Below are 21,736 nucleotides of genomic sequence, written 5' to 3' on the forward strand. Positions count from 1 at the left end.
CCAGCCGGGGGATTCGTGAGCATTCAGCGGGACAGCGTGCCCTATTTCAGCCAATGGGAAACGGCCGACATGACGTTGCCCGTGCTTGCAGAAGGCTCCGCAGCCCTGTTGCGCGATCCGCTCTGGCAGCGGTCGGGTGCAGAGACGGTAGAGGATTATGCGCGCTGGGCCGTCAATGTCTGCGGCATGGCCTGCCTGAAGATGGTGCTTGCCGCCCGCGGCGAGATCCACCCGACTCTGGCATTGGCGCGCGCCTGCACTGCCTATGGCGGCTATGTCGTCAATGAGCTGGATGCCTCGATCAAGGGGCTGATCTATGCGCCCTTCGTAACCTACGTGCGCGAGCATTTCGGACTTGCCGCCGAGACAATGACCGGCGTCCGGACATCAGCTATCCCGGCGCTTCTGGCGGAGCGACCGTTCTTCATCGCGTCCGTCAATAGCGGCATTCGCTGGCCGGACCGCGTACCGCCGTCGAAGGGCGGACACTTGGTTCTGGTCACGGCGGCTTCGCCGGAGACGATCCGCTTCCACAATCCATCCGGTCACGATGCCGCGAGCCAGGCCGACGTGACGATGCCGCTTTCGGTTTTCGACCGCTTCTTCGCCAATCGCGGCATCGCCGTCGGCTTCTGACCATTTCAACACCAGATCATTCCGGAGGTTTTCATGACATCTTCCCGCGGCAAGCTGCGCATCGCCGTGCTCTTCGGCGGCCGCTCGGCGGAACATGACGTTTCGGTGCTATCGGCAACGAATGTGATGCGGGCGCTGGAGCCTTCGAAGTACGAAGCGGTTCCGGTTTTCGTCACCCGCGAGGGCCAGTGGATGCTCAGCCGCTTCGAGGATGGAAACCTGGCCAAGCCTCTCAGCGGCACCGAGCTGGCGCTCGTCCCCGGCGGATTTGGACGGATGATCGCCATCGACGCGGGCAAGATCAGCGATGCCGGCAAGATCGATATCCTGTTTCCGGTGCTGCACGGGATCCATGGCGAGGATGGATCGGTGCAGGGGCTGGCCGAGGTCGCCCGCGTGCCGCTGGTGGGCTGCGGCATCCTCGGCTCGGCGACAGCGCTCGACAAGGATATCGCCAAGCAGCTGCTGCGCGCGGCAGGCCTGCCGGTTGCCCGTGGTGTGACGATCCATGAGGGAAAGTCACCCACATTCGACGCACTCGAAGGCGAACTTGGCCTGCCACTGTTCATCAAGCCGGCGCGGCAAGGGTCGTCGGTTGGCGTCCGCAAAGTTTCCGGCAGCCAGGAATTCGGTCCCGCGCTTGCGGAAGGCTTCACGCATGACCGGAAGCTGCTGGCCGAAGAATTCGTCCGCGGACGCGAGATCGAATGCAGTGTGCTTGAAGACACCAAGGGCGGGCTCTTCGTTTCCCGTCCGGGCGAGATCATCCCCGCAGAAAGTCATGGCTTCTACAGCTACGATGCCAAATATATCGACGAGGACGGGGCGGCACTGAAGATTCCTGCTGAGCTGCCGCCGGAGATCGAGGCAAAGATCCGCGAGACCGCGGCGCTCGCCTTCCGGGCACTCGGTTGCGACGGCATGGCCCGCGTCGATTTCTTCCTGACCGAGGACACGCGCTTCCTGATTAACGAGGTGAACACGATCCCCGGCTTCACCGATATCAGCATGTATTCGAAGGCGATGGCGGCAAGCGGCGTCAGCTATCCCGAGGTCATCGACCGGCTTGTCGAACATGGGCTGGCACGGGCCGGTCTCTAGGCAAGAGATGGTCTTTACCCGGCGCCACAGACAGGTGCCGGGCAAGAAAACATCAGGACTTCGCGAAGGCCTGTCATAAATCCTGAAAAAAGCCGGATTATTCGGGAGTTATCGCCGCGGAATGTGCGGAACGGATGTCGTTTCTCGAAAGCCTCTGGCAACGATTTCCAAGTATGATGCGCCATTCGAACGGGACAAGCGCGCCTGCCCGGCGGGGGCAGTGAGTAATCGGGGTCGGTTGTGGCAATTTATCTGCCCATCGCAGAGTTGTCGGTGAACATCTTCATCATTCTTGGCATGGGCGCCGCCGTCGGCTTCCTGTCGGGCATGTTTGGCGTTGGCGGCGGCTTCCTGATCACGCCGCTGCTGATCTTCTACAACATCCCGCCCGTCGTTGCCGTCGCCACCGGTGCCAATCAGGTCGTGGCATCGTCGATCTCCGGCGCGATCACGCATTTCCGGCGCGGCACGCTCGATGTCAAACTGGGATCGGTGCTTCTCGTCGGTGGCCTTTCGGGCGCGACTGTCGGTATCTGGATCTTCTCGCTACTGCGCCGTCTCGGCCAGCTCGACCTGTTCATCTCCCTGCTTTACGTTGTGTTTCTCGGCACCGTCGGCGGGCTGATGCTGCTCGAAAGCGTCAACGCGATGCGCCGCGCGGCAAAGAACGAGGCGCCGGCGCCGCGAAAGCCCGGGCATCACCACTGGGTGCATCGCCTGCCCTTCAAGGTGCGCTTCAAGAAATCGAAAATCTATCTCAGCGTCATCCCGGTGATCGCGCTCGGCTTCGGGATCGGCATCCTGACATCCGTCATGGGCGTCGGCGGCGGCTTCATCATGGTTCCGGCGATGATCTACCTGCTGCGCATTCCGACGAATGTCGTCGTCGGCACCTCGCTGTTCCAGATCATCTTCGTCACCGCCTACACGACGATCGTGCAGGCCGCGACGAACTTTTCCGTCGATATCGTGCTGGCCTTCATCCTGATGGTCGCCGGTGTCATCGGTGCGCAGTATGGCGTGCGTGTCGGCCAGAAGCTGCGCGGCGAACAGCTGCGCGCCCTTCTCGGTCTGCTGGTTCTTGCAGTCGGCATTCGTCTGGCGATTTCGCTGGTCGTCACGCCTGCCGATATCTACTCGATCGTGATGGGAGGCAATTGATGCGCTGCCTTCCAGCCTTCGCCTTGTCGCTCGCCCTCCTCCTGCCCGGCCTTGCATCGGGACAGATGCTGCTGCCCGGGCAGAATTCCGAGAGCTCCCGCGAAGGCCTGGAGATTGGCACCTCGACCAGCGAAATCGCCATCACCTCTGATTTCCGCGGTGCGGACCTGACGATCTTCGGCGCTGTCACCGAGACCGACCAGCTGCTGCTCGCCGTCGGGCAATATGACGTGGTCGTCGTTTTGGAGGGCCCGCGCGAGAACGCCACGGTGCGCAAGAAGCAGCGCGTCTTCGGCATCTGGATCAACACTAGCTCGATGACCTTCGAGGCCGTGCCGCATTCCTACTCGATGTCGAGCTCACGGGCGATCGACGACGTCACGACGCCGCTCGACCTCACCGACGAGGGGATCGGCATCGACCACATTCCGCTGACGCCGGTCGGCTATGTCGGCGATGGCAGCAGTCTGGGCGAATTCCGCGAATCCTTCCGCCGCCTGCAGCAGAGCGGCGGCCTCTATGAGCGCGATCCCTCGGGGGTCCGCTTCGTCAGCTCCAACCTCTTCAAGGCGAGCCTGCGGCTTCCGGCCAACATTCCGAACGGTGTGCATACGGTGCGCGCCTACCTGTTCAAGAGCGGAAAGCTGGTGACGCAGAAATCCGTGCCGCTGCGCGTCATCAAAACCGGCATCGAGCAGATGATCACCGATGCAGCGCACGAGAAGCCGATCCTTTACGGTGCCTTCTCCGTGTTCCTGGCGCTGATCACAGGCTGGCTGGCCAGCATCGTCTTCCGCAAGGACTGATCAGGCGCTTTTCTTCCGCGCGACGACCTCGAGATAGGCTTCTGTCAGCCGCCCGAGGACCGAAGGCGTTCCCGGTGGAAGCTCCATGCCGAGATGCTTGGCGCGCAGCTCATCCATGAAATCGTTCCACAGCGGCGCTCCGCCATTTTCCAGCAGTTCGGCACGGATCGCCAGTTCCTCTGAAACAGGCATGTGCTTTCGCCCCCAGGCACCCATCTGCGCCAACAAGGGCACGAGATCGATCGACATTTCGGTGAGGCTATAGACCGACTTCTGCTTGTGGCTCGGATCGTCTTCCTTGGTAAGCAACCCTTTGTCGACGAGACGGCGAAGGCGGTCTGCCAGGATGTTCGAGGCGATCCCCTCCACCGAATTCTGCAGCAGCTCGCGAAAATGGCGGCGATTGCCGAACATGATGTCTCGGATGACGATCAGGCTCCATCTGTCGCCGAGGACCTCGAGCGTCAGATTGATTGGGCAACCCGAGCGGTGCAACTCATTCATTCCCAGCTCCCAAAACCGATTGCATTTTGCCGGTGGTTTACCCCGTGCTCAACCGATTGCTTTTCGCAATCGGTTTTGACTATGATAGATTTAGACGTTCAAAGGGAGGAAATGCAAATGCGCAAGCTCGTTGTCTGGAATCTGATGACGCTTGATGGCTATTTCGAGGGCACGAAGCCCTGGGATATCGGCTTCCATACGCTGGTCTGGGGACCGGAACTGGAAGCCTATTCCGAGCAGTTCGGCAAGGAAGGCGACCTGCTGGTCTTCGGCCGCAAGACCTACGAGGGCATGGCCGCCTATTGGACGACGACCGAAGACGAAGACAATATCAAGCCCTATATGAACAGCATCGCCAAGATTGCCGTTTCCCGCACCCTGACCGAGGCGACCTGGAACAACACGCGCCTCGTCAGCGATCCCGTCGCAGAGCTCACGAAGCTGAAACAGCAGGATGGCAAGACGATCTTCATCTTCGGCAGCGCCGAACTCGCCGACGGGATGCTGAAAGCAGGGTTGGTCGATGAGATCCGCATCTGCCTCGTGCCGGTCATTCTCGGCAGCGGCAATCCCCATTTCAAGCCCGCCAGCGAACAGCGCGCCCTGACGCTCATCGAGAGCACGGCGACCAAGAACGGCGGCGTCATTCTGCGCTACGCGGTGCCGAAAGCGGTTTAGGTTTCGTTGATGTTGTGGCCGAGAAGTCGGGTGTCACTAAGCAGCCGAACAGCTGATTCTTACGCCTGCCGATCTGGGTTTCGATAGAATAGGCCATTTCAGGCTGTTTCACTCCCACCACACAGACGGATTCTGGCTGGACACTGTTCCTGTGGCTGCGGGATGGGGGCAATCCCTGGCCTGATCGGCTCTGCCGCGCTCCCGCCTTTTGAGGGACACAACTTCACCTTTGAATAAAAACGGCTCTTTAAGATTTACGAGTTAGTAATCTCTCGAAACGAGAGGTTCAGTTTTGCGTATCCGTACACTTCTCGCCCTGGTGCTGCTGGCACTTGTTGCCGGCTGTGCGACGGCGCCCCGTCAGACACGAAATATCTGCGCGGTCTTCGACCAGCGCGATGGGCTGTTTACCAACTGGCAGCGCGAGGCCGAGCGCGCCGAAAAGAAATACGGCATTCCCGTGCCGATCCTGATGGCGACGATGTATGTGGAATCGGGCTTCCAGCCGAACGCCCGTCCGCCGCGCACGAAACTCTTCGGCTTCATTCCCTGGACGCGGCAATCGACCGCCTACGGCTATTCGCAGGCGCTTGACGGCACCTGGAGCCACTATCAGTCGGAGACGGGAAACTGGACCGGCCGCCGCACCAACTTCGCCGACGCGATCGATTTCATTGCCTGGTACCACTACAGCAACAGCCAGGCGACCGGCATCCAGCGCAACGATGCCTACAATCTCTACCTCGCCTACTATTCCGGCCCGACCGGCTACAAGCGCGGCGACTGGCGCTCGAACGGCCAGCTGCAGAAGACGGCGCAGAAGTTTGCGAATATGGCCGCGACCTATCAGCAGCAGCTGAATGGGTGCGATTGAGGCGCGAGCTTAGCCGCGCAGGTTCCCGAACCGGACGGAATAGATGCGGTCTCGGCCCAGCAGGTGCGCGACCAGCGATGCGTGATCAAACAGGCCCTTCATCGCCTTGTGGCCGAGATCGAGGCCGCCGCTCATGACGCCGAAGGCGGGCATCAGCAGGCGCGAACCATCCGTGGCAAAGCAGGGACGGCGGATCGATTTTTCGCGGCGGCGGACGGTGGCGGCTGGGTGCAGGTGACCGGCGATTTCGCCCTGTTGCAATCCACCCTTCGGCTCGTGCCGGAAGGTAAGGCCGCCATAGTGGATCTCGTCGGTTGAGATGCCGGGCAGATCGACGGTACCGTCAGGATCATGGTTGCCGTTGATCCATATCCATTCGCGGCCGCGGGCCATGTCCGAAATCAGCATGCGGAAGGGTTCCGGCAGATGCTGAGAGCCGACGCGATCATGGAAATTGTCGCCGAGCGAGACGACGATCTTCGGATCGTAGCGGGTGATGACGGCCGAGAGAACGGTGAGCGTCGCCAGTGTGTCATAGGGCGGCAGCATCATGCCGCGGCGGGCGAAGGCGGCACCCTTCTCCAGATGCAGGTCGGAGACGACGAGCATGCCTGTTTCCGGCAGATAGAGCGCGCCGAGCGGATCGCAGACGGCGGCAACACCAGCCACCGACGTTTCCACGCCGGGCATCGGGACCAATCCGTTGAGTTCGCGCGCCAGCGCCAGGCGGTTCATTGCGGTCTTCTATCCTAATTCATCAGCTCATCGCCTCGGCGATGAGGTCGTCTGCCGCTTCGGCGAGCAGTGCATCATGGGCTTCGCCCGGCACCGCTTCCTTGCCAATCTCGAGCATGACGGGCACGGCGAGCGGCGAGATGTGGTCCAGCGCGCGATGCGTGATGTGACCCTTGATTCGTCTCAGCATATCGCCAAGCCGGGAAATATCCAAAAGCCCGGTGCCGGCATCCTGCCGCGTCGCCTGCAGCAGGATGTGATCAGGCTCGTGGCTTCGCAGTACGTCATAGATCAGATCCGCGGAAACGGTGACCTGCCGGCCGCTCTTTTCCTTGCCCGGGTGACGGCGCTCGATCAAGCCTGCAATCACGGCGCAATTGCGGAAGGTGCGCTTCAAAAGAAAGGATTCGTCGAGCCATTCTTCCAGATCGTCGCCGAGCATGTCCTCATCGAAAAGGTCGGCGAGGCTGAGGCGGCCGCTTGAGATCATCTGGCCCATATCCTCCAAGCCCCAGATGCCGAGCGAGTAATCCGTACAGACGAAGCCGAGCGGTTTCGCGCCTGCGCGCTCCAGCCGCCGTGTGAGCAGCATGCCGAGCGTCTGGTGGGCCAGGCGCCCCTCGAAGGGGTAGGCGACCATGTAGCAGCGGCTGCCGCGCGGGAAGGTCTCGATCAGCAGCTCGTCGCGCTTCGGCAGCATCGACTTGTCCTTCTGCAGCGACAGCCAGTCACGCACCTGATCCGGCAAATGGTGCCAGCGGTCAGGATCGGCGATCATCGAGCGGACCTGATCGGCGAGATAGGTCGAGAGCGGAAACTTGCCGCCGGCATAGGATGGGATCTTGGGATCGAGGGAGAAGGCCTGCGAGGCGAGCGCCTCGTTTTCGCGGATGCCTTCGAAGCGCAGCACCTTGCCGGAGAAGATGAAGGTATCGCCCGGCGACAGCTGCTCGAAGAAATACTCCTCCATCTTGCCGAGCACCGCCCCGCCGCGGCCGATGCGCCCGCCCTCGCCGCGCTTGACCATCTTCAGGTTCAGCATCGGGCTCTCGACGATGGTACCGAGATTGAGCCGGTATTGCTGGGCGACCTGCGGATTGGAGACGCGCCAAAGACCGTCGCTGGTTTTGCGGATGCGGGCGTAGCGCTCGTAGGTGCGCAGCGCATAGCCGCCGGTCGCGACGAAATCGACGATCTGCTCGAAAGTTTCCCAGGCGAGATCGGCATAGGGGGACGCGGTCCGGATCTCGTCATAGAGCTGCAGCATATCGAACGGTTCGGCGCAGGCCATGCCGAGCACGTGCTGGGCCAGCACATCCAGCGCGCCACGGCCAACCGGCGGCGTGTCCTGCGCACCGATGTAATTCGCATCGAGCGCCGCCTGACACTCCATCACCTCGAAGCGGTTGGCAGGCACGAGGATCGCCTTCGAAGGTTCGTCCATGCGGTGATTGGCGCGGCCGATGCGCTGGGCGAGACGCGAGGCGCCCTTGGGCGCGCCGACATGGATGACGAGATCGACATCGCCCCAGTCGATGCCGAGATCGAGCGTCGAGGTGGCAACGACGGCGCGTAGCTTGTTGGCGGCCATCGCCGCTTCCACCTTGCGCCGCTGGCTGACATCGAGCGAACCGTGATGCAGGGCGATCGGCAGATTGTCCTCGTTGATCGTCCAGAGTTCCTGGAACAGCATTTCCGCCTGCGAGCGGGTGTTGACGAAGAGCAGCGTCGTCTGGTGATCGAGAAGCTGTTTGTAGACATCAGGAATGGCGTATTTGGCGGAGTGACCCGACCAGGGAATGCGTTCCTCGGTCTTCAGGATCGAGATATCGGGCTTCGCGCCGCCTTCGACGGTGACGAGACCGGCATGTCTCTCCTCGCCCTCTTCCTGGGCCACCAGCCATTTCTGCAGGTCCATCGGCTCGGCGACGGTGGCGGAAAGGCCAATGGTCTGCAGATCGGGGGCGAGCCTGCGGAGCCTGGCGATGCCGAGGGAGAGCATGTGGCCGCGCTTGGAGGTGACGAGCGAGTGCAACTCGTCCAGCACGATATATTTCAGGTCCCTGAAGAAGCGTTCGGCTTCCTTGTTGGCTAGCAGCAGCGCCACCTGCTCCGGCGTCGTCAGCAGGATATCGGGCGGGTTGAGCTTCTGGCGCTGGCGCTTGGCATTCGGCGTGTCGCCGGTGCGGTTTTCGATGCTGACGGGCAGGCCCATCTCTTCGACGGGCTTGGTCAGATTGCGCTCGATATCGACGGCGAGCGCCTTCAGCGGCGAGACGTAGAGCGTGTGGATGCCGGTGAAGGCCGAGCCGGGCGGGATCTTGCCGCGGCGGGTCAGATCGGTCAGCGCCGGCAGAAAACCGGCCAGCGTCTTGCCGGCGCCCGTTGGTGCGATCAGCAGCGTGCTCTCGCCGGCTTCGGCGCGCGCCAGCAATTCCAGCTGATGCGTGCGCGGCCGCCAGCCCTTTTCCGCAAACCAGCGGAGAAAAGGGGCAGGCAGGGCAAGGCTGCTATCGGTATCGACTTGGTCCACGCCATAAAGGTAGTGAAATCAGGGCGAAAGAGAAGAGCGCGATCTCACATCGCGATATAGCGGTCCTTGCGGTGATTGATGGCGAGCGTGAGGTTCAGGACCACTGCGCCAAGCACCGAGCAGGCGATGATGAACGGGCTGGCGACGAAGAAGGACAGGGCCAGAATGATGCCGTCGAAGCCGAGCTGGACGAGGCCTGCCCGCCAGCCGAAACGATCCTGGATATAGAGCGCCAGAATGCCGACGCCGCCCAGGCTGGCGCGATGGCGGAAGAGCGCCAGCATGCCCGCGCCGATGACCAGGCCGCCGAAGAGGGCACCGGCGATCGGATCGACATGCGAAAGACTGATGAAGCGAGGCGCAACCTCGGACAGTGCCGAGGTCATGGCAATCGCAATAAAGGTCTTGACCGTGAAGGCAGGCCCGAGGCGGCGAAAGGCGAGATAATAGAAGGGCAGGTTTACGGCGAAGAAGCAGAGGCCGAAACTCCAGCCGGTGGCGTAATGCATCAGGAAGGCCATGCCGGCCGTGCCGCCCGTCAGAAGACCGGCGCCTGAAAGTAGCGAGACGCCGAGCACCGCAAGCATGCTTCCGGCAACCAGGCCCTGGGCATCGTCAAGGAGCGAGTGGCGGTCTGCCGAAGAGTTCAAGACGCCTGTGAATGCCATTATTTTCCCCCTCCCGGTTTGGCTCTTTCTATCCTGACGGAGCCGCTTGGCAAGATGTCCCCGTCAGCGATCTGCATTTTCGCCGCATTGCTGGAGCGGCCTGACGGCTGACACCGAAGAGAGACAGAAGATGCCGACACGCCGCTCGATCCTTGCCGCCATCGGCGCACTCGCCCTTCTTCCCGGGATATCTAGAGCGGCAGCCGCGGCACCCGCCAGCCTGCCGCTGTGGCCGAGCTCTCCTCCGGGCGGTGGTGGTCCGTCGGGCGATGTGCGGCAGAATTCCAAGGGGGCGGTCAGCAACATCGCGGTGCCGAAGATCGATGTCTTTGCGCCGAAAGCTCCCAATGGGACGGCCTTCCTGATCGCGGCGGGCGGCGGCTACAAGCGCATCGAGATGCGGAGCGAGGCGCTACCGGCCGCGCAGTGGCTGAACGATCGCGGGATCACCGCCTTCGTGCTTTGCTACCGGCTTCCGGCCGAAGGCTGGAAGGCCGGGCCACTGGCGCCGCTGCAGGACGCGCAGCGTGCGCTGCGGCTGATCCGGGCGAATGCCGGAACCTTCCAGATCAATCCCGACCGCCTCGGCGTCCTCGGCTTTTCTGCGGGCGGCCACCTTCTCGGCCTGGCGGCGACGCGATCGGCTTTCGCTTCCTACGAGCCGATCGATGCGGCCGACGGGCTTTCGGCGCGGCCGGATCTTGCGGCATTGATCTATCCCGTCATCACCCTGAAACCGCCGTTCGACCGTACCTCGACGCGAAAGGTGCTGATCGGCAGCCATCCGGGTGCGGCCCTTACCTCGGAGTGGTCGGTGGAAGATCACGTGAAGGCGCATTGCCCGCCGGTTTTCCTCGTGCAGGCGCAAGACGATCCGATTTCCGATCCGCAGAATACCCTGATCATGGAAGCCGCCTGCGAGAAGGCAGACGTGCCGGTCGAGCTGCATCGGCTGGCGAGTGGCGGCCATGGCTTCGGCATGGGCGTGCCGGGCAGTGATACGGGCGCATGGCCGGACTATTTTGCCACCTGGCTCGACAAGCAAATCCCGCCTCGCGGCTGAAATTTCCTCCTCTTTCACAACACGCTTGACTCCCGCGATAATCATGGATATTTTTTATCCACGAATTGAGGAGGTGACTTCGATGAAACTCAGCGATGGTGTCGAGCAGGCCATTCATTGCGTCGCGGTGCTTGCCGGCCTTTCTGCCGAAGGCGTGCTGTCGGCCGCCGCACTCGCCGAATTTCACGGCGTTTCGACGAGTTATCTCCTGAAGCATCTGCAGGCGCTTTCGGGTGCCGGGCTGCTGAGCACCGTGCCGGGGCCGAAAGGCGGCTACCGGCTGGCGAAAAAGCCCGATGCTATTTCGCTGCTTGATATCGTGCTTGCCGTCGAGGGCCCGGCGCCCGCCTTCCGCTGCAGCGAAATTCGTCAGCGCGGGCCAAACCCGCTGCCGCAGCGCTACTTCACCAAGCCGTGCCAGGTCACGGCGGCGATGCTGAAAGCCGAGCGCGCCTATCGCGCCGAACTCGCCAAGACAAAGATCTCAGACATTCTGGCGGACCTTGCCGCCGATGATGACGGAGGCATCGCCGCCCGCGGTTGCGCCTTCATGGACTTGAACGAACGCAAAGCGGCTCGATGAGCCTTACCCCCAAAGGAGAATGACGATGCAACCCCGTTTCAATTTCGCCAAGGCTGCCCCTGATGCTTACAAGGCCGTCGCTGCATTGGAGCAGTATGTCCAGACCTCAGGTCTCGAGCGCCGCTTCATCCACCTGATCAAGCTGCGCGCCTCGCAGATCAACGGCTGCGCTTACTGCGTCGATATGCATGTGAAGGAAGCGCGTCACGACGGTCTTTCCGAACAGTGGATCAACCTGATGTGCGTCTGGCGTGAATCGCCGGTCTATGATGCCAGGGAACGCGCGCTGCTCGGCTGGGTCGATGCTGTCACGAACATCGCTTCGACCGGCGCTCCGGATGCCGATTACGAGGCGCTGAAGGCGCATTTCGGCGAAGAAGAAATCACCAAGATTACCGTGGCGATCGGCGCGATAAATGTCTGGAACCGCCTCGCCGTCGGCTTCCGGGCACAGCACCCGATCGACCAGCCGGCAAAGGCTGCCTGAGGCTACGAGCCCCTCTCTCCAAACGGGGAGAGGGGTTCATTCATCAATTCGTCTTGGGTGCGGTCTGGACCGGCCGTTCGGCGGAGGGATCGACGCTGTTGAAGACCTGGCGGAGGGTCTGGGAGATTTCCTCGGCTGAGGCACCCTTCGCGTATTCTTCCTTCATGCGGCGTCTGACAAGCTTTTCCAGTTCTGACATATCGTCACCTCATCATTTCCGGCGCGAGGTCATTTTCGCGCTGCAGCATGGATGAGGCAAGTTACGATTTGTTCACGCGCGCTCACAGCGCGATGTAGCGATCGGCGCGATGGTTGATCGTCAGAAACAGATTGAGCACCACCGCGCCCAGCACCGAATAGAAGACGACCGGCGGCGTGGTGACGAAGAAGGCCGCCGCCAGCACGCACATATCGATAGCGAGCTGAACGAGACCGGCGCGGATGCCGAAACGCTCCTGCATATAGATACCGAGAATGCCGACGCCGCCGAGGCTGGCGCGGTGGCGGTAAAGCGCCAGAAGGCCGAAGCCGAGCAGCAGGCCGCCGAGAAGGGCCGCCCATGCGGGCTGGATCGTGGCGATCGCCATGACCTTCGGCTGCAGGCTTGTCAGCGCCGAGGTGAGGCCGATGGCGATGAAGGTCTTCAGCGTGAAGGCGATGCCGAGACGCTTCCAGGAGAGATAGAAGAACGGCACATTCAGGAAGAAGAAGGCCAAGCCGAAATTGATACCGAACGCGTAGTGGAGCAGGAAGGCGATCCCCGCGGTACTGCCGGTCAGAAGGCCGGCGCTGGCGAGAACGTAAAGGCCGAGCGCCGAGACGAGGCTGCCGGTGAAGATGCCCTGGACATCTTCGACTGCCGTGTGACGCGTGGCGCTGGTGTTCCAGAAACCGAGGGCACTGATGAGCTGGGTCATGTCGCTAATCTCCAAACGGCAGACGAGTTCAAGAGCGCCGGAGACAATCCTGCGCGATGGATTTTCGATGATGAGAGAGCCGGGGCGTTCCTGCTTTTAGATCGCGGCGCCGGTCGGCTGATGGCGGAATTATTGGGCTTTTCGCACTTGCGAGCAAGCGAAATATGTAAGCAATGCTGACCTATTTCAAATTCGCAAGATTTGTGCGTTCACTTGCCCCGGCGCGTAAGGAACAGAATACCGGAAACCGGTTTTCCGCCATCTTTGCGAATGGTGGTTTTCTCGATTTTCAGCACATCGAAGCCGTGGCGAGCGGAGAGGGCTCGGACATAGGTTTCCGTGTGGGCATATCGCAGCGAAGGCGCCAGATGAAAGCTATCGCCCTCGCCTGCATCCTCGACAGAGAAAGCGAAGTCGCCGCCCGGCACAGCAAGCCGTTCCGCAATCGCGAAAACGCTTTCGAGATTGCCGAGATACATCAGGACGTCGGCAGCGGTGATCAGGTCAGCGCGGGTTTCGCTTCTGCCTGAAAAGATGCCGGAGCTTTCGGGAGAGAGCGAGAGATCGGCCTGGGCCAGGTGATCGTAGATCGCCTTCTCTTCCGCCTTGGCCAGCATGTTCTGCGAGAGATCATAGCCCTCAAGCACATCGACGGTGTCGCGGATTTCCGGCCCGAGGAGGCCTGTGCCGCAGCCGAGATCGACGGCCAGCGTATAGCGGCGGCCGGTTGACGCCACCACGGCTGCCAGCTTCTGCGGGACGGAGTAGTCGAGCTTTTCGACAAGCGAGGTCTCGAAACGACCGGCATAGTCGTCGAAGAGACGCTCGACATAGCGGCTCGGCGGCTGGTCCGGTGTCTCCGCTTCGCCGAGAAGCGCAAGCTTGAGGCCTGCGCCGAAGATATCTTCGGGGTCGAGCGCGACGGTCTGCCTGTAGCCATCGGCTGCGCCAGCCGTGTTGCCGGCCTTTTCGCGATAGGTCGCCAGCCGGTACCAGCCGGCCGCCCAGGATGGCGTCAGTTCCAGGGCCTGTTCCATGAGTTCCGCCGCCGCCTCCGGCTCGCCGCCTTCATCGAGCATCTTGGCGTAATCGGCGCGGCGGTCGGCAATGACGTCGCCTGAAGAGAGCTGGCTCTGCTGCATAATGGGACCTTTTGAGTGCTCGCGCATTTGGCGGTGGCCACAAAAAAACTCAAGTCCTATTTCAGAGGCGGGGCGGACAGCTCTGGAAAAGGCTTGCGAGCAATGATTCGCGACCGTATCTCAGGGCAAACAGGAGATGTGAATGTCCGATCAGGTGAACAAGTTTCTCGGCGACTCGCTCGGCCGAACTTTGGTGAAGCTCTTGGTGGTTTCGCTGATCGTCGGCTTCGTCATGACGATCTTCGGCTGGACGCCGTATGAGATCGTCTACGGCATTCGCGATTTCATCCGGGAAATCTGGTATCGCGGCTTCTCGGCCCTCGGCCGCGTCGGCGATTATCTCTTGCTCGGCGCCACGATCGTCATTCCGATCTTCATCATCATCCGTCTCTTCAACTATCGCCGCTGATCATGAGCTTCACAATCGTTTCCCGGCGCGGGTTGCTGCGCCTCTCAGGCCTTGCACTTGTCGCGGGCGTTGCAAGCTGCACCACCACACCGAAGATGTCGTCGACGCCCTCGGACGGTCAGGATGAGACGGCGGCCGCTCTGCCGCTCGTCAACCAGCTGCGTGCCAAGAACGGCCTGCCGCCGCTCAGCATCGACCCGGCGGCAAGTGCTGCAGCGATCTTCCAGGCGAAGCGCATGGCGAGCGCCGGCAAGATGGCGCATCTCATGGGCATGTCCGACAGTTTTGGCGCCCGTGTGAAGGCGAGCGGCGTGCAGCTTCCGGCGGCCGAGAATATCGGCGTCGGCCAGAAGTCTGTCGATGGCATCGTTCAGGCGTGGATCAACTCGCCGCATCATCTGGAAAACATGCTCGGCCGCTATAGCGGCGTCGGCGTTGCCGTCGCGCATAATGCATCTTCCAACAACTGGCCCTATTGGGCCATGGTGCTCTCGAACTGAGGCGATTCTGCCTCCCGTTTCGAGGCAGGCATGAGCAGGACTGAAGACCGCACACCATTGGCATTCGACGTGACGCACCGGCTGGTGCTGTCGATCGCTATCCCGATGACCCTCGGCTTCATGACGACGCCGCTGCTCGGCCTTGTCGATACCGGCGTCGTCGGCCATATGGGCCAACCCGACGCGCTCGCCGGTCTTGCCATCGGCGCCATGCTCTTCGACCTCCTCCTCGGCAGCTTCAACTTTCTCCGCGCCTCGACGACCGGCCTGACCGCGCAGGCGCTTGGCAGGCGTGATCTGCGGGAGCAGCAGGGCGTGTTCTGGCGGGCGATGATTTCGGCGATCGGCTGCGGCGTATTGTTGCTCTGTCTGTCCCCGCTGCTTCTGGCAGCGGGGCTGAAGCTGATGGGACCGGAAGCGGCCGTGGCGCAGGCGACCAGCACCTATTTCTCGATCCGCATCCTGGCGGCGCCCGCCGCACTCGCAAACTATGCCATTCTCGGCTTCGTCCTCGGACGCGGCCAGGGCACGATCGGGCTTTCGCTGCAGATACTCATCAACGGCATCAATATCGTGCTCGCCATCTATCTCGGTCTGGAGCTTGAATGGGGTGTCGCAGGCGTTGCCTGGGGCACGATGGTCGGCGAGACGGTCGGTGCGCTCGCCGGTCTGGCAATCGTGTTGCGCAGCTTCAAAGGAAGTCAGCGCCCGCAACGTGCCGAAATTCTTTCACGGCACCGGCTTGCAGAGCTCTTCGCGCTCAACCGCGATATCCTGATCCGCACCTTCGTGCTGATCGGCTCCTTCGCCATCATGACCCGCATCGGCACCAGCTTCGGCGCCGTGACGCTGGCGGCCAATGCGGTGCTGATGAACTTCTTTCTGCTGTCGGGCTATTATCTCGATGGCCTTGCCAACGCGGCCGAGCAGATCACCGGGCGAGCGATCGGCGCGGCGCACCGTCCGGCTTTCGATCGCGGCCTGAAGCTGACGGCGATCTGGTCTTTCGGACTTGCGGCCGCCGTTTCGGCTTTCTTCTTTGCGGCCGGTCCGTGGCTGATCTCGGTGCTGACCACCTCCCCCGATGTTCGCGAGGCGGCCAACACCTATATGCCCTGGGCGGCGATCACGGGTCTCACCGGCGCGCTGGCGTTTCTGATGGACGGGGTCTTCATCGGCGCGACGTGGTCTTCAGACATGCGCAATCGCATGCTGATGTCCTTTGCCGGATATCTGGCAGCGCTGGCGGTCTTCGTGCCGCTGTTCGGCAATCACGGGCTCTGGCTGGCGATGAACGCCTTCCTGCTGTTTCGCGGCATCTTCCTGGCGATGCTGGTCAAGCCGCGCGCCGATCAGACCTTCGCCGCAGCCCAGTGATCGAGCCTGCTGTCGCGCAGCTCGCTGATCGATGAGACCTTCTCGCGGTCAACAAGCTTCGACAGGCCGCGGATGATGTCGCCAGCCAGACCCGGGCCTTCATAGACCATGCAGGAATAGAGCTGCACGAGGTCCGCGCCCGCCTTGATCTTCTCAAGCGCGGTTTCAGCCGAGGACACGCCGCCAACGCCGATGATCGGCAGAGACGGGCCGACGCGCTTGCGCATCCGCGCGAGCACCGCCGTCGACTTGCCAAACAGCGGCGCGCCGGAAAGCCCGCCAGCCTCCTTCGCCTGCAGCTGATCCTTCAGGCCATCGCGGGCGAGCGTGGTGTTGGAAACGATCAGACCATCCAGCGCATGCGCCAGGGCTTCGGCGGCGATATCGTCCATGCCTTCTTCCGTCAGATCAGGCGCGATCTTCAGGAAAACCGGCACGCGGCGGCCAGCCTTCTTCGCTTCCTCGTCGCGGGCGGCGAGAACGGCGGACAGAAGGGCCGCAAGGCTTTCGCGCGCCTGCAGATCGCGCAGGCCCGGCGTGTTGGGCGAGGAGATATTGGCCGTGAAATAGCGGGCGATGGAGTAGAAGCGGCGGATGCCGGTGACGTAATCGCCGATCCGGTCTTCGCTATCCTTGTTGGCGCCGATGTTGACGCCGATAATGCCATCGCCTCGGATCGCCGAGAGGCGCTGGAAGGCCGCCTCGTGGCCTTCGTTGTTGAAGCCGAGGCGGTTGATGACGCCATTGTCTTCGACCAGGCGGAAGATGCGCGGGCGCGGATTGCCGGATTGCGGCTTGGGCGTCACCGTGCCGATTTCCGTGAAGCCGAAGCCGAGCCGCAGAAGCGCTTCCGGAACCTCGGCATTCTTGTCATATCCGGCTGCCATGCCGAGCGGATTGGCGAATGTCAGGCCGGCGACCGTTTGCGCAAGCCGCGGATCGGCAGGAATGCGGCAAGCCGGTACGAGGCCCGATTTCAGCCCGGCGATCGACATGCCATGCGCCGTTTCCGGATCGAAGAGGAAGAGGCCCTTACGGGTGGCCTGCTTGAAAAGGTCCAACATCAGATAAGCTCCGGAAAGATATGATTGCCTGCCTCATCGAGCCGCAGCGGCTTCTCCCAGATCACCGCCGAAAGCGGCAGCTCGCCATAGAGATGCGGGAAGAGATCGCCGCCGCGCGAGGCCTCGAAGATCAGATTGTCGCCGAGCCTTGCACTGTCGATCGCGATGAGCATCAGACCCGCCTGCCCTGCGAAATAGAGCGCTGCCGTCTGGCGTGCCTGGTCAGCGGTCGAGAGGTGAATGAAACCATCGTTGAGATCGATACCGGCGCCGAGGAAGACGCCTGCTTCCCGCGCCTGCTGCCAGAGCGTTTCCGTCACGATCTTGTAAACCGCCGGTGTCACGGTCATGATGGCCTCACGAATGGCTGATCCTGGTTGCCAGCGCTTTGCCGCAAAGAGACGGCGATGTCCACGGCCCGCAGGCGAAAAACGACAGCCGCATCGAAAATCCGGAGGATGATCTGATGAAGACGATCGCAATCGGACTTGCAGCCCTGCTTATCCCCGCCGCGCTTTCTGCCGCCGAAGCTGACGCGGCGCGCTTTCAGCTGGAGCGTAGCGGTGACCATTTCATCCGTCTCGACAAGCAGACCGGCGCGATGTCGCTTTGCGAGGAGAAAGAGGGATCGCTGGTCTGCCGTATGGCCGCCGATGAGCGGGCCGCCTACGAGGATGAGCTCGACCGGCTCTCGGAGCGCGTCGGAGCGCTTGAGAACAAGAGCATCGTCAACAAGGCTCTGCCCTCGGATGCCGAGATCGACCGCTCGATCAGCATCATGGAAAAGATGATGAAGAGCTTCATGGGCGTGGTGAAGCAATTCCAGGAGGATGAGAAGACGGCGCCCCTTCCGCAAAAGACCTGATTTGATATAGTCATATAAGAATGGAGACATGTGTGGCGCGCGCCGCCGCATGTGGGAGGACGGGATCGGCTCTTGGGAGGGAGTGATCGATGCACGAACAGACGATCATCATTGCGGACGATCATCCGCTTTTCCGGGATGCGCTGCGTCAGGCCGTATCCGGCATGGACGGACAACAGTCCATTATCGAGGCAGGTGATTTCAGCGCGGCGCGTGCTGCCGCCGGCGATCATCCCGATGCCGACCTGATGCTGCTCGATCTGGCCATGCCAGGGGTTAGCGGGTTTTCCGGGTTGATGTCGCTGCGTTCGGAATTCGCCAGCCTGCCGATCGTCATCATCTCGGCCACCGACGACGCGACGACGATCCGCCGGGCGCTGGAACTCGGCGCTTCGGGCTTCATCTCGAAATCATCCGGCATCGAGGATATCCGCCGTGGCGTCCAGACGGTGCTGGCCGGCGATATCGCCACGCCTGAAAATTACCGCGACGGGCAGGAGCAGGACCCTGACGTTGCCGATCTGATCCACCGCCTGCATACGCTGACGCCGCAGCAGAGCCGCGTTCTGACCATGCTCGGCGAAGGCCTGCTCAACAAGCAGATCGCCTATGAACTCGGCGTCTCCGAAGCGACGATCAAGGCGCATGTCTCGGCCATCCTGCTGAAGCTTAATGTCGATAGCCGCACCCAGGCGGTGATCCAGCTCGGCAAGATCAACATGGCGATGGTCGCCTGATCCAAAACAGGATTTTATTCCTCTTTGCTCTTTACTCTCCTCACGCTTGGCGTTAATCTTTGCGCCGACTGGAGAGTAGCGCTCAGCGCGCAGGATCATGCACGATGCTGTCACACGAGCAGATTTGGGGAGCGATCGACAGGCTTGCCGAACGGCACGACCTGACGCCCTCGGGTCTTGCCCGCCGTGCGGGGCTCGACCCAACCTCCTTCAACAAGTCCAAAAGGCTTTCGACTGACGGCAGGATGCGCTGGCCTTCGACCGAATCCATCGCCAAGGTGCTGGATGCGACCGGCGCGACCATGGAGCAGTTCCTGACCTTCATGCGCCCGGCCACTGGCTTTTCCGGCATTCCCGAGGGCGCCTTCCCGGCTCAGGGCAGTTCGATACCGCTTCTCGGCTTCGCGCAGGCGGGCGCAGGCGGCTTTTTCGACGATGGCGGCTTTCCGGCCGGTCAAGGCTGGGACGTCGTGGAATTCCCGGCTGCTCCTTCGCAAAAGGCCGGCGTTTATGCCCTCGAAGTCCAGGGCGACAGCATGATGCCGCTCTACCGGGATGGCGATGTGCTGATCGTCGAGCCCGGCGCACAGGTGCGCCGCAACGATCGCGTCGTCGTCAAGACGCGCGAGGGCGAGGTAATGGCAAAGGTGCTCTTGCGCCAGAGCCCGCGATCCATCGAGCTGATGTCACTCAACCCCGAACACCCGAACCGGATATTCGAGCTCTCCGATGTGGATTGGATTGCCCGCATCATCTGGGCCAGCCAATAGGAAAATCTTCCATGCGGCCTGCGGCACTTCTGACAGCTGTTGCGGGGATCGCCATTGTTACGGGCATGCTGGCAGCCGGGCGGGAACGTTTTTCCGGGGATGATGGCGCGGCAATAGAAAGCGAAGCGCCCGCTCCTGCTGTCTTAGAGGCCGCAAGCGCTGCGCCGCCGCCTGCTCTGAAGCCGCCTGCCCCCGAAATCAGCATGAGTGCCAGACCGGTCGATAGCGGCAGCCAGTTCTATCCGGCAGAGGTCGATGGAAGGCCTTTGGAACGCGTTGCGGCGCCCGAGCCGGAAAAGCCGAAACCCGAACCAAAGAAGGGTGCCGTGCTGCCGCGGCCGGTTGCCGAAAGCGCCGGCGTGCTTGCCTTCGGCGACCGGAAGCTGGCGCTTGCCGGTATCCTGCCGACGCCTGATGACAAGAGCTGCAAGGATGGCGATGGCAGCGATTGGCCCTGTGGCATGCTGGCGAAGACGAATTTCCGGCTGTTCCTTCGCCTGCGCTCGGTGACCTGCGATCTCGACGACGTCAACTGGAAGGGCACGGCGACCGCAAGCTGCAAGATCGGCACGCAGGATCTTTCGGAATGGCTTGCCGAAAACGGCTGGGCGGAAGCAGCGCCGGGCTCCGCCTTTGCTGCAGCCTCCGAGACGGCTAGGGCGGACAAGAAAGGCATCTTCGGCGACGACCCGCGCAAGGGTGCGCCGATCGCTCCGCCGGCCGATCCGCCGCCTGACGACAATCCCCTCGATCCGACCTAACGATCCCTTGTAATGACACAGACCAATTCCTAAACTTCGGGAGAACAGAGGGAATGACCGAATGAACAAGCCGCTTTCCGCCCATGACGCCCTGATCTACGTGATGGTGATGGCCTCCGCCGTCGACAGCACGATGAACGACCGGGAGATGGAGCGTATCGGCCAGCTGATCGGCTTTCTGCCGGTCTTCCGGGATTTCGACGATGACAAGCTGATCCCGATCGCCCGCGATTGTGCTTCGCTGCTTTCCGGCCCCGAGGGACTCGATGTGGTGCTGGAGACGGTCAAGGATACGCTGCCGGCAAAGCTGTATGATACCGCTTATGCGCTGGCCGTCGAAGTGGCGTCGGCCGATCTGTCCGTTAAGGCAGAAGAACTCCGCCTTCTCAGCATGCTGCGCGACCGGCTGGGTCTCGACAAGCTCACCTGCGCCGCGATCGAGCGCAGCGCGATCGCCCGCTTCCGCAAGGGCTAGTAGAGGCCATTCGGGAAATAACGCAGGTAGATTTCCTGCAGGCGGCCGTTGCGCGACAGGGCCGCCAGAGCGTGATCCAGCGCCGCCGTCAGGATCGCATCGTTCCGGCGCAGCATGATCGTCATGCCCTCGCCCAGGAACTGCTCCGACGGATAGGGGCCATCGAACAGCGAACAGCATTTTGCCGATGCCTGTGACGACACCCAGAAGGAAAGCTGCAGCGCATCTGCGAAGGCGGCATCGACCTTGCCGTCCTTCAGAGCCGTCAGCAGCGCTTCCTTGTTGTCGAACGGCACCGCCTTGATGGCCGGGAAATAGGCGGCGAGCATCGCTTCATGGACAGTCGACTTGACAACACCGACCGGCTTGCCTGCCAGTGCCGCTGCCGTATCGCCCTTGATCGCTGCCTTGCCGTTTCGGGCAAAACGGGCCGGAAGCATCAGATAGGGCCGTGAAAATGTGAACTTGCCGCGCAGATCCGGCGTCACCGCCAGGCCTGCGATCACCGCGTCGCCCTGCGACGCTGCAAGCGCCTCCGCAAGATCGGCGAAGGGCAAGGCCTGGATTTCGCATTTATCTGCAATCTCGAGTTCATTGCAGATATCGCGTGCCAGATCGACATTAAAACCCGACAGCTTTCCGTTTTGATCGGTAAAGTTGAACGGTGGAAAATCCACGGATGTCAGGAACCGCAGCCGCACCAGCGATGAGAGGTCCGGCTTGGCAAGGCGTTCGCGGGAATCAAAAAGTAGCGGCAGAGAGGGCGAGGCCTGCTGCGCCCCGGCCGTCACAGGAAAAAACACAACCAGCGACAACCAAAAAGTTAACAATCCCTTAAAAGCTAGGGATGCAATTGAGGATTGTGTCATTACTATCCAGCCTCGGATCAG

At 62.0% G+C, this 21,736-nt stretch carries 27 protein-coding genes; 17 read left to right on the forward strand and 10 right to left on the reverse strand.

Features of this window, described 5'->3' with window-relative positions; genetic code table 11:
- The first annotated feature begins 21 nt into the window (after positions 1–21).
- The 4 genes from J2X43_RS08130 (at position 22) to J2X43_RS08145 (ending at position 3,704) form a co-directional block, all read left to right on the forward strand.
- The gene (locus J2X43_RS08130) at positions 22–636 is read left to right on the forward strand and encodes a C39 family peptidase (protein ID WP_310293766.1); all 615 of its coding nucleotides are present in this window, start codon (positions 22–24) and stop codon (positions 634–636) included.
- Between the two features lie 33 nt (positions 637–669).
- Positions 670–1,737 (forward strand): D-alanine--D-alanine ligase family protein, encoded by a 1,068-nt coding sequence (locus J2X43_RS08135; RefSeq protein ID WP_310293103.1) that lies wholly within the window; start codon positions 670–672, stop codon positions 1,735–1,737.
- A 240-nt stretch (positions 1,738–1,977) separates the two neighbouring features.
- Complete coding sequence (locus J2X43_RS08140; RefSeq protein WP_310293105.1) at positions 1,978–2,898, forward strand: sulfite exporter TauE/SafE family protein; 921 nt, start codon at positions 1,978–1,980, stop codon at positions 2,896–2,898.
- The gene (locus J2X43_RS08145; RefSeq protein ID WP_310293107.1) at positions 2,898–3,704 is read left to right on the forward strand and encodes a TIGR02186 family protein; all 807 of its coding nucleotides are present in this window, start codon (positions 2,898–2,900) and stop codon (positions 3,702–3,704) included. The genes J2X43_RS08140 and J2X43_RS08145 overlap by 1 nt, the downstream gene beginning before the upstream one ends.
- Here J2X43_RS08145 and J2X43_RS08150 read toward each other — a convergent pair whose 3' ends face one another.
- A complete protein-coding gene (locus J2X43_RS08150) occupies positions 3,705–4,208 on the reverse strand; it encodes a helix-turn-helix domain-containing protein (RefSeq protein ID WP_112514008.1) in 504 nt (167 codons plus the stop codon). It lies immediately after the preceding gene.
- Positions 4,209–4,325: 117 nt separating this feature from the next.
- Here J2X43_RS08150 and J2X43_RS08155 point away from each other — a divergent pair, with 117 nt between their 5' ends.
- Together J2X43_RS08155 and J2X43_RS08165 are read left to right on the forward strand one after the other, a co-directional pair.
- Positions 4,326–4,886 (forward strand): dihydrofolate reductase family protein, encoded by a 561-nt coding sequence (locus J2X43_RS08155; protein WP_310293110.1) that lies wholly within the window; start codon positions 4,326–4,328, stop codon positions 4,884–4,886.
- 292 nt (positions 4,887–5,178) lie between these two features.
- Positions 5,179–5,760, forward strand: coding sequence for a transglycosylase SLT domain-containing protein (locus J2X43_RS08165; RefSeq protein ID WP_112387514.1), 582 nt, complete (start codon positions 5,179–5,181; stop codon positions 5,758–5,760).
- A 9-nt stretch (positions 5,761–5,769) separates the two neighbouring features.
- Here J2X43_RS08165 and pdeM read toward each other — a convergent pair whose 3' ends face one another.
- The 3 genes from pdeM to J2X43_RS08180 are packed head-to-tail and all read right to left on the reverse strand — an operon-like array spanning position 5,770 to position 9,696.
- Positions 5,770–6,495 (reverse strand): ligase-associated DNA damage response endonuclease PdeM, encoded by a 726-nt coding sequence (gene pdeM, locus J2X43_RS08170; RefSeq protein ID WP_310293113.1) that lies wholly within the window; start codon positions 6,493–6,495, stop codon positions 5,770–5,772.
- 22 nt (positions 6,496–6,517) lie between these two features.
- Positions 6,518–9,028 carry a ligase-associated DNA damage response DEXH box helicase gene (locus tag J2X43_RS08175; protein WP_310293115.1) on the reverse strand — a complete coding sequence of 837 codons (2,511 nt, stop codon included), beginning with the start codon at positions 9,026–9,028 and terminating at the stop codon, positions 6,518–6,520.
- 44 nt (positions 9,029–9,072) lie between these two features.
- The gene (locus tag J2X43_RS08180; protein ID WP_112387511.1) at positions 9,073–9,696 is read right to left on the reverse strand and encodes a YitT family protein; all 624 of its coding nucleotides are present in this window, start codon (positions 9,694–9,696) and stop codon (positions 9,073–9,075) included.
- Positions 9,697–9,826: 130 nt separating this feature from the next.
- Between J2X43_RS08180 and J2X43_RS08185 the strand changes: the two genes are divergently transcribed.
- The 3 genes from J2X43_RS08185 (at position 9,827) to J2X43_RS08195 (ending at position 11,829) form a co-directional block, all read left to right on the forward strand.
- Positions 9,827–10,759, forward strand: coding sequence for an alpha/beta hydrolase (locus tag J2X43_RS08185; RefSeq protein WP_310293117.1), 933 nt, complete (start codon positions 9,827–9,829; stop codon positions 10,757–10,759).
- 82 nt (positions 10,760–10,841) lie between these two features.
- A complete protein-coding gene (locus tag J2X43_RS08190) occupies positions 10,842–11,342 on the forward strand; it encodes an Rrf2 family transcriptional regulator (RefSeq protein WP_310293119.1) in 501 nt (166 codons plus the stop codon).
- A 25-nt stretch (positions 11,343–11,367) separates the two neighbouring features.
- Positions 11,368–11,829 (forward strand): carboxymuconolactone decarboxylase family protein, encoded by a 462-nt coding sequence (locus tag J2X43_RS08195; protein ID WP_112538573.1) that lies wholly within the window; start codon positions 11,368–11,370, stop codon positions 11,827–11,829.
- Positions 11,830–11,872: 43 nt separating this feature from the next.
- Here J2X43_RS08195 and J2X43_RS08200 read toward each other — a convergent pair whose 3' ends face one another.
- From J2X43_RS08200 to J2X43_RS08210, 3 genes are all read right to left on the reverse strand, one after another.
- On the reverse strand, positions 11,873–12,028 hold the full coding sequence (locus J2X43_RS08200; protein ID WP_310293121.1) for a hypothetical protein: 156 nt from the start codon (positions 12,026–12,028) through the stop codon (positions 11,873–11,875).
- A gap of 82 nt (positions 12,029–12,110) precedes the next feature.
- Positions 12,111–12,746 (reverse strand): YitT family protein, encoded by a 636-nt coding sequence (locus tag J2X43_RS08205; protein WP_112387507.1) that lies wholly within the window; start codon positions 12,744–12,746, stop codon positions 12,111–12,113.
- Positions 12,747–12,955: 209 nt separating this feature from the next.
- The gene (locus J2X43_RS08210; RefSeq protein ID WP_310293123.1) at positions 12,956–13,888 is read right to left on the reverse strand and encodes a methyltransferase; all 933 of its coding nucleotides are present in this window, start codon (positions 13,886–13,888) and stop codon (positions 12,956–12,958) included.
- A 142-nt stretch (positions 13,889–14,030) separates the two neighbouring features.
- Between J2X43_RS08210 and J2X43_RS08215 the strand changes: the two genes are divergently transcribed.
- Genes J2X43_RS08215 through J2X43_RS08225 form a run of 3 tightly spaced genes read left to right on the forward strand, consistent with a single transcriptional unit; the run spans position 14,031 to position 16,174 of the window.
- Positions 14,031–14,297, forward strand: coding sequence for a DUF6460 domain-containing protein (locus tag J2X43_RS08215; RefSeq protein ID WP_112387506.1), 267 nt, complete (start codon positions 14,031–14,033; stop codon positions 14,295–14,297).
- Between the two features lie 2 nt (positions 14,298–14,299).
- On the forward strand, positions 14,300–14,797 hold the full coding sequence (locus J2X43_RS08220; RefSeq protein WP_112387505.1) for a CAP domain-containing protein: 498 nt from the start codon (positions 14,300–14,302) through the stop codon (positions 14,795–14,797).
- Positions 14,798–14,827: 30 nt separating this feature from the next.
- On the forward strand, positions 14,828–16,174 hold the full coding sequence (locus tag J2X43_RS08225; RefSeq protein WP_310293126.1) for an MATE family efflux transporter: 1,347 nt from the start codon (positions 14,828–14,830) through the stop codon (positions 16,172–16,174).
- Here J2X43_RS08225 and J2X43_RS08230 read toward each other — a convergent pair.
- Both J2X43_RS08230 and J2X43_RS08235 read right to left on the reverse strand, forming a co-directional pair.
- Positions 16,150–17,238: a quinone-dependent dihydroorotate dehydrogenase gene (locus J2X43_RS08230; protein WP_310293128.1), complete on the reverse strand. Its 1,089-nt coding sequence runs from the start codon at positions 17,236–17,238 to the stop codon at positions 16,150–16,152. The genes J2X43_RS08225 and J2X43_RS08230 overlap by 25 nt on opposite strands.
- Positions 17,238–17,588: a DUF952 domain-containing protein gene (locus tag J2X43_RS08235; RefSeq protein ID WP_310293129.1), complete on the reverse strand. Its 351-nt coding sequence runs from the start codon at positions 17,586–17,588 to the stop codon at positions 17,238–17,240. The genes J2X43_RS08230 and J2X43_RS08235 overlap by 1 nt, the downstream gene beginning before the upstream one ends.
- Before the next feature lie 116 nt (positions 17,589–17,704).
- Between J2X43_RS08235 and J2X43_RS08240 the strand changes: the two genes are divergently transcribed.
- From J2X43_RS08240 to J2X43_RS08260, 5 genes are all read left to right on the forward strand, one after another.
- A complete protein-coding gene (locus J2X43_RS08240; protein ID WP_310293132.1) occupies positions 17,705–18,103 on the forward strand; it encodes a hypothetical protein in 399 nt (132 codons plus the stop codon).
- Positions 18,104–18,192: 89 nt separating this feature from the next.
- Positions 18,193–18,840 (forward strand): response regulator transcription factor, encoded by a 648-nt coding sequence (locus tag J2X43_RS08245; protein ID WP_310293134.1) that lies wholly within the window; start codon positions 18,193–18,195, stop codon positions 18,838–18,840.
- A gap of 104 nt (positions 18,841–18,944) precedes the next feature.
- Positions 18,945–19,610 carry a helix-turn-helix transcriptional regulator gene (locus J2X43_RS08250; protein WP_112387499.1) on the forward strand — a complete coding sequence of 222 codons (666 nt, stop codon included), beginning with the start codon at positions 18,945–18,947 and terminating at the stop codon, positions 19,608–19,610.
- Positions 19,611–19,621: 11 nt separating this feature from the next.
- Complete coding sequence (locus tag J2X43_RS08255) at positions 19,622–20,371, forward strand: thermonuclease family protein (RefSeq protein WP_310293137.1); 750 nt, start codon at positions 19,622–19,624, stop codon at positions 20,369–20,371.
- 61 nt (positions 20,372–20,432) lie between these two features.
- Positions 20,433–20,846 carry a tellurite resistance TerB family protein gene (locus J2X43_RS08260; RefSeq protein WP_112387497.1) on the forward strand — a complete coding sequence of 138 codons (414 nt, stop codon included), beginning with the start codon at positions 20,433–20,435 and terminating at the stop codon, positions 20,844–20,846.
- Here J2X43_RS08260 and J2X43_RS08265 read toward each other — a convergent pair.
- On the reverse strand, positions 20,843–21,715 hold the full coding sequence (locus tag J2X43_RS08265; RefSeq protein WP_310293138.1) for a transporter substrate-binding domain-containing protein: 873 nt from the start codon (positions 21,713–21,715) through the stop codon (positions 20,843–20,845). The genes J2X43_RS08260 and J2X43_RS08265 overlap by 4 nt on opposite strands.
- Positions 21,716–21,736 lie beyond the last annotated feature (21 nt).

The organism is Rhizobium sp. BE258 (assembly GCF_031457345.1).
Taxonomy (GTDB): Bacteria; Pseudomonadota; Alphaproteobacteria; order Rhizobiales; family Rhizobiaceae; genus Rhizobium.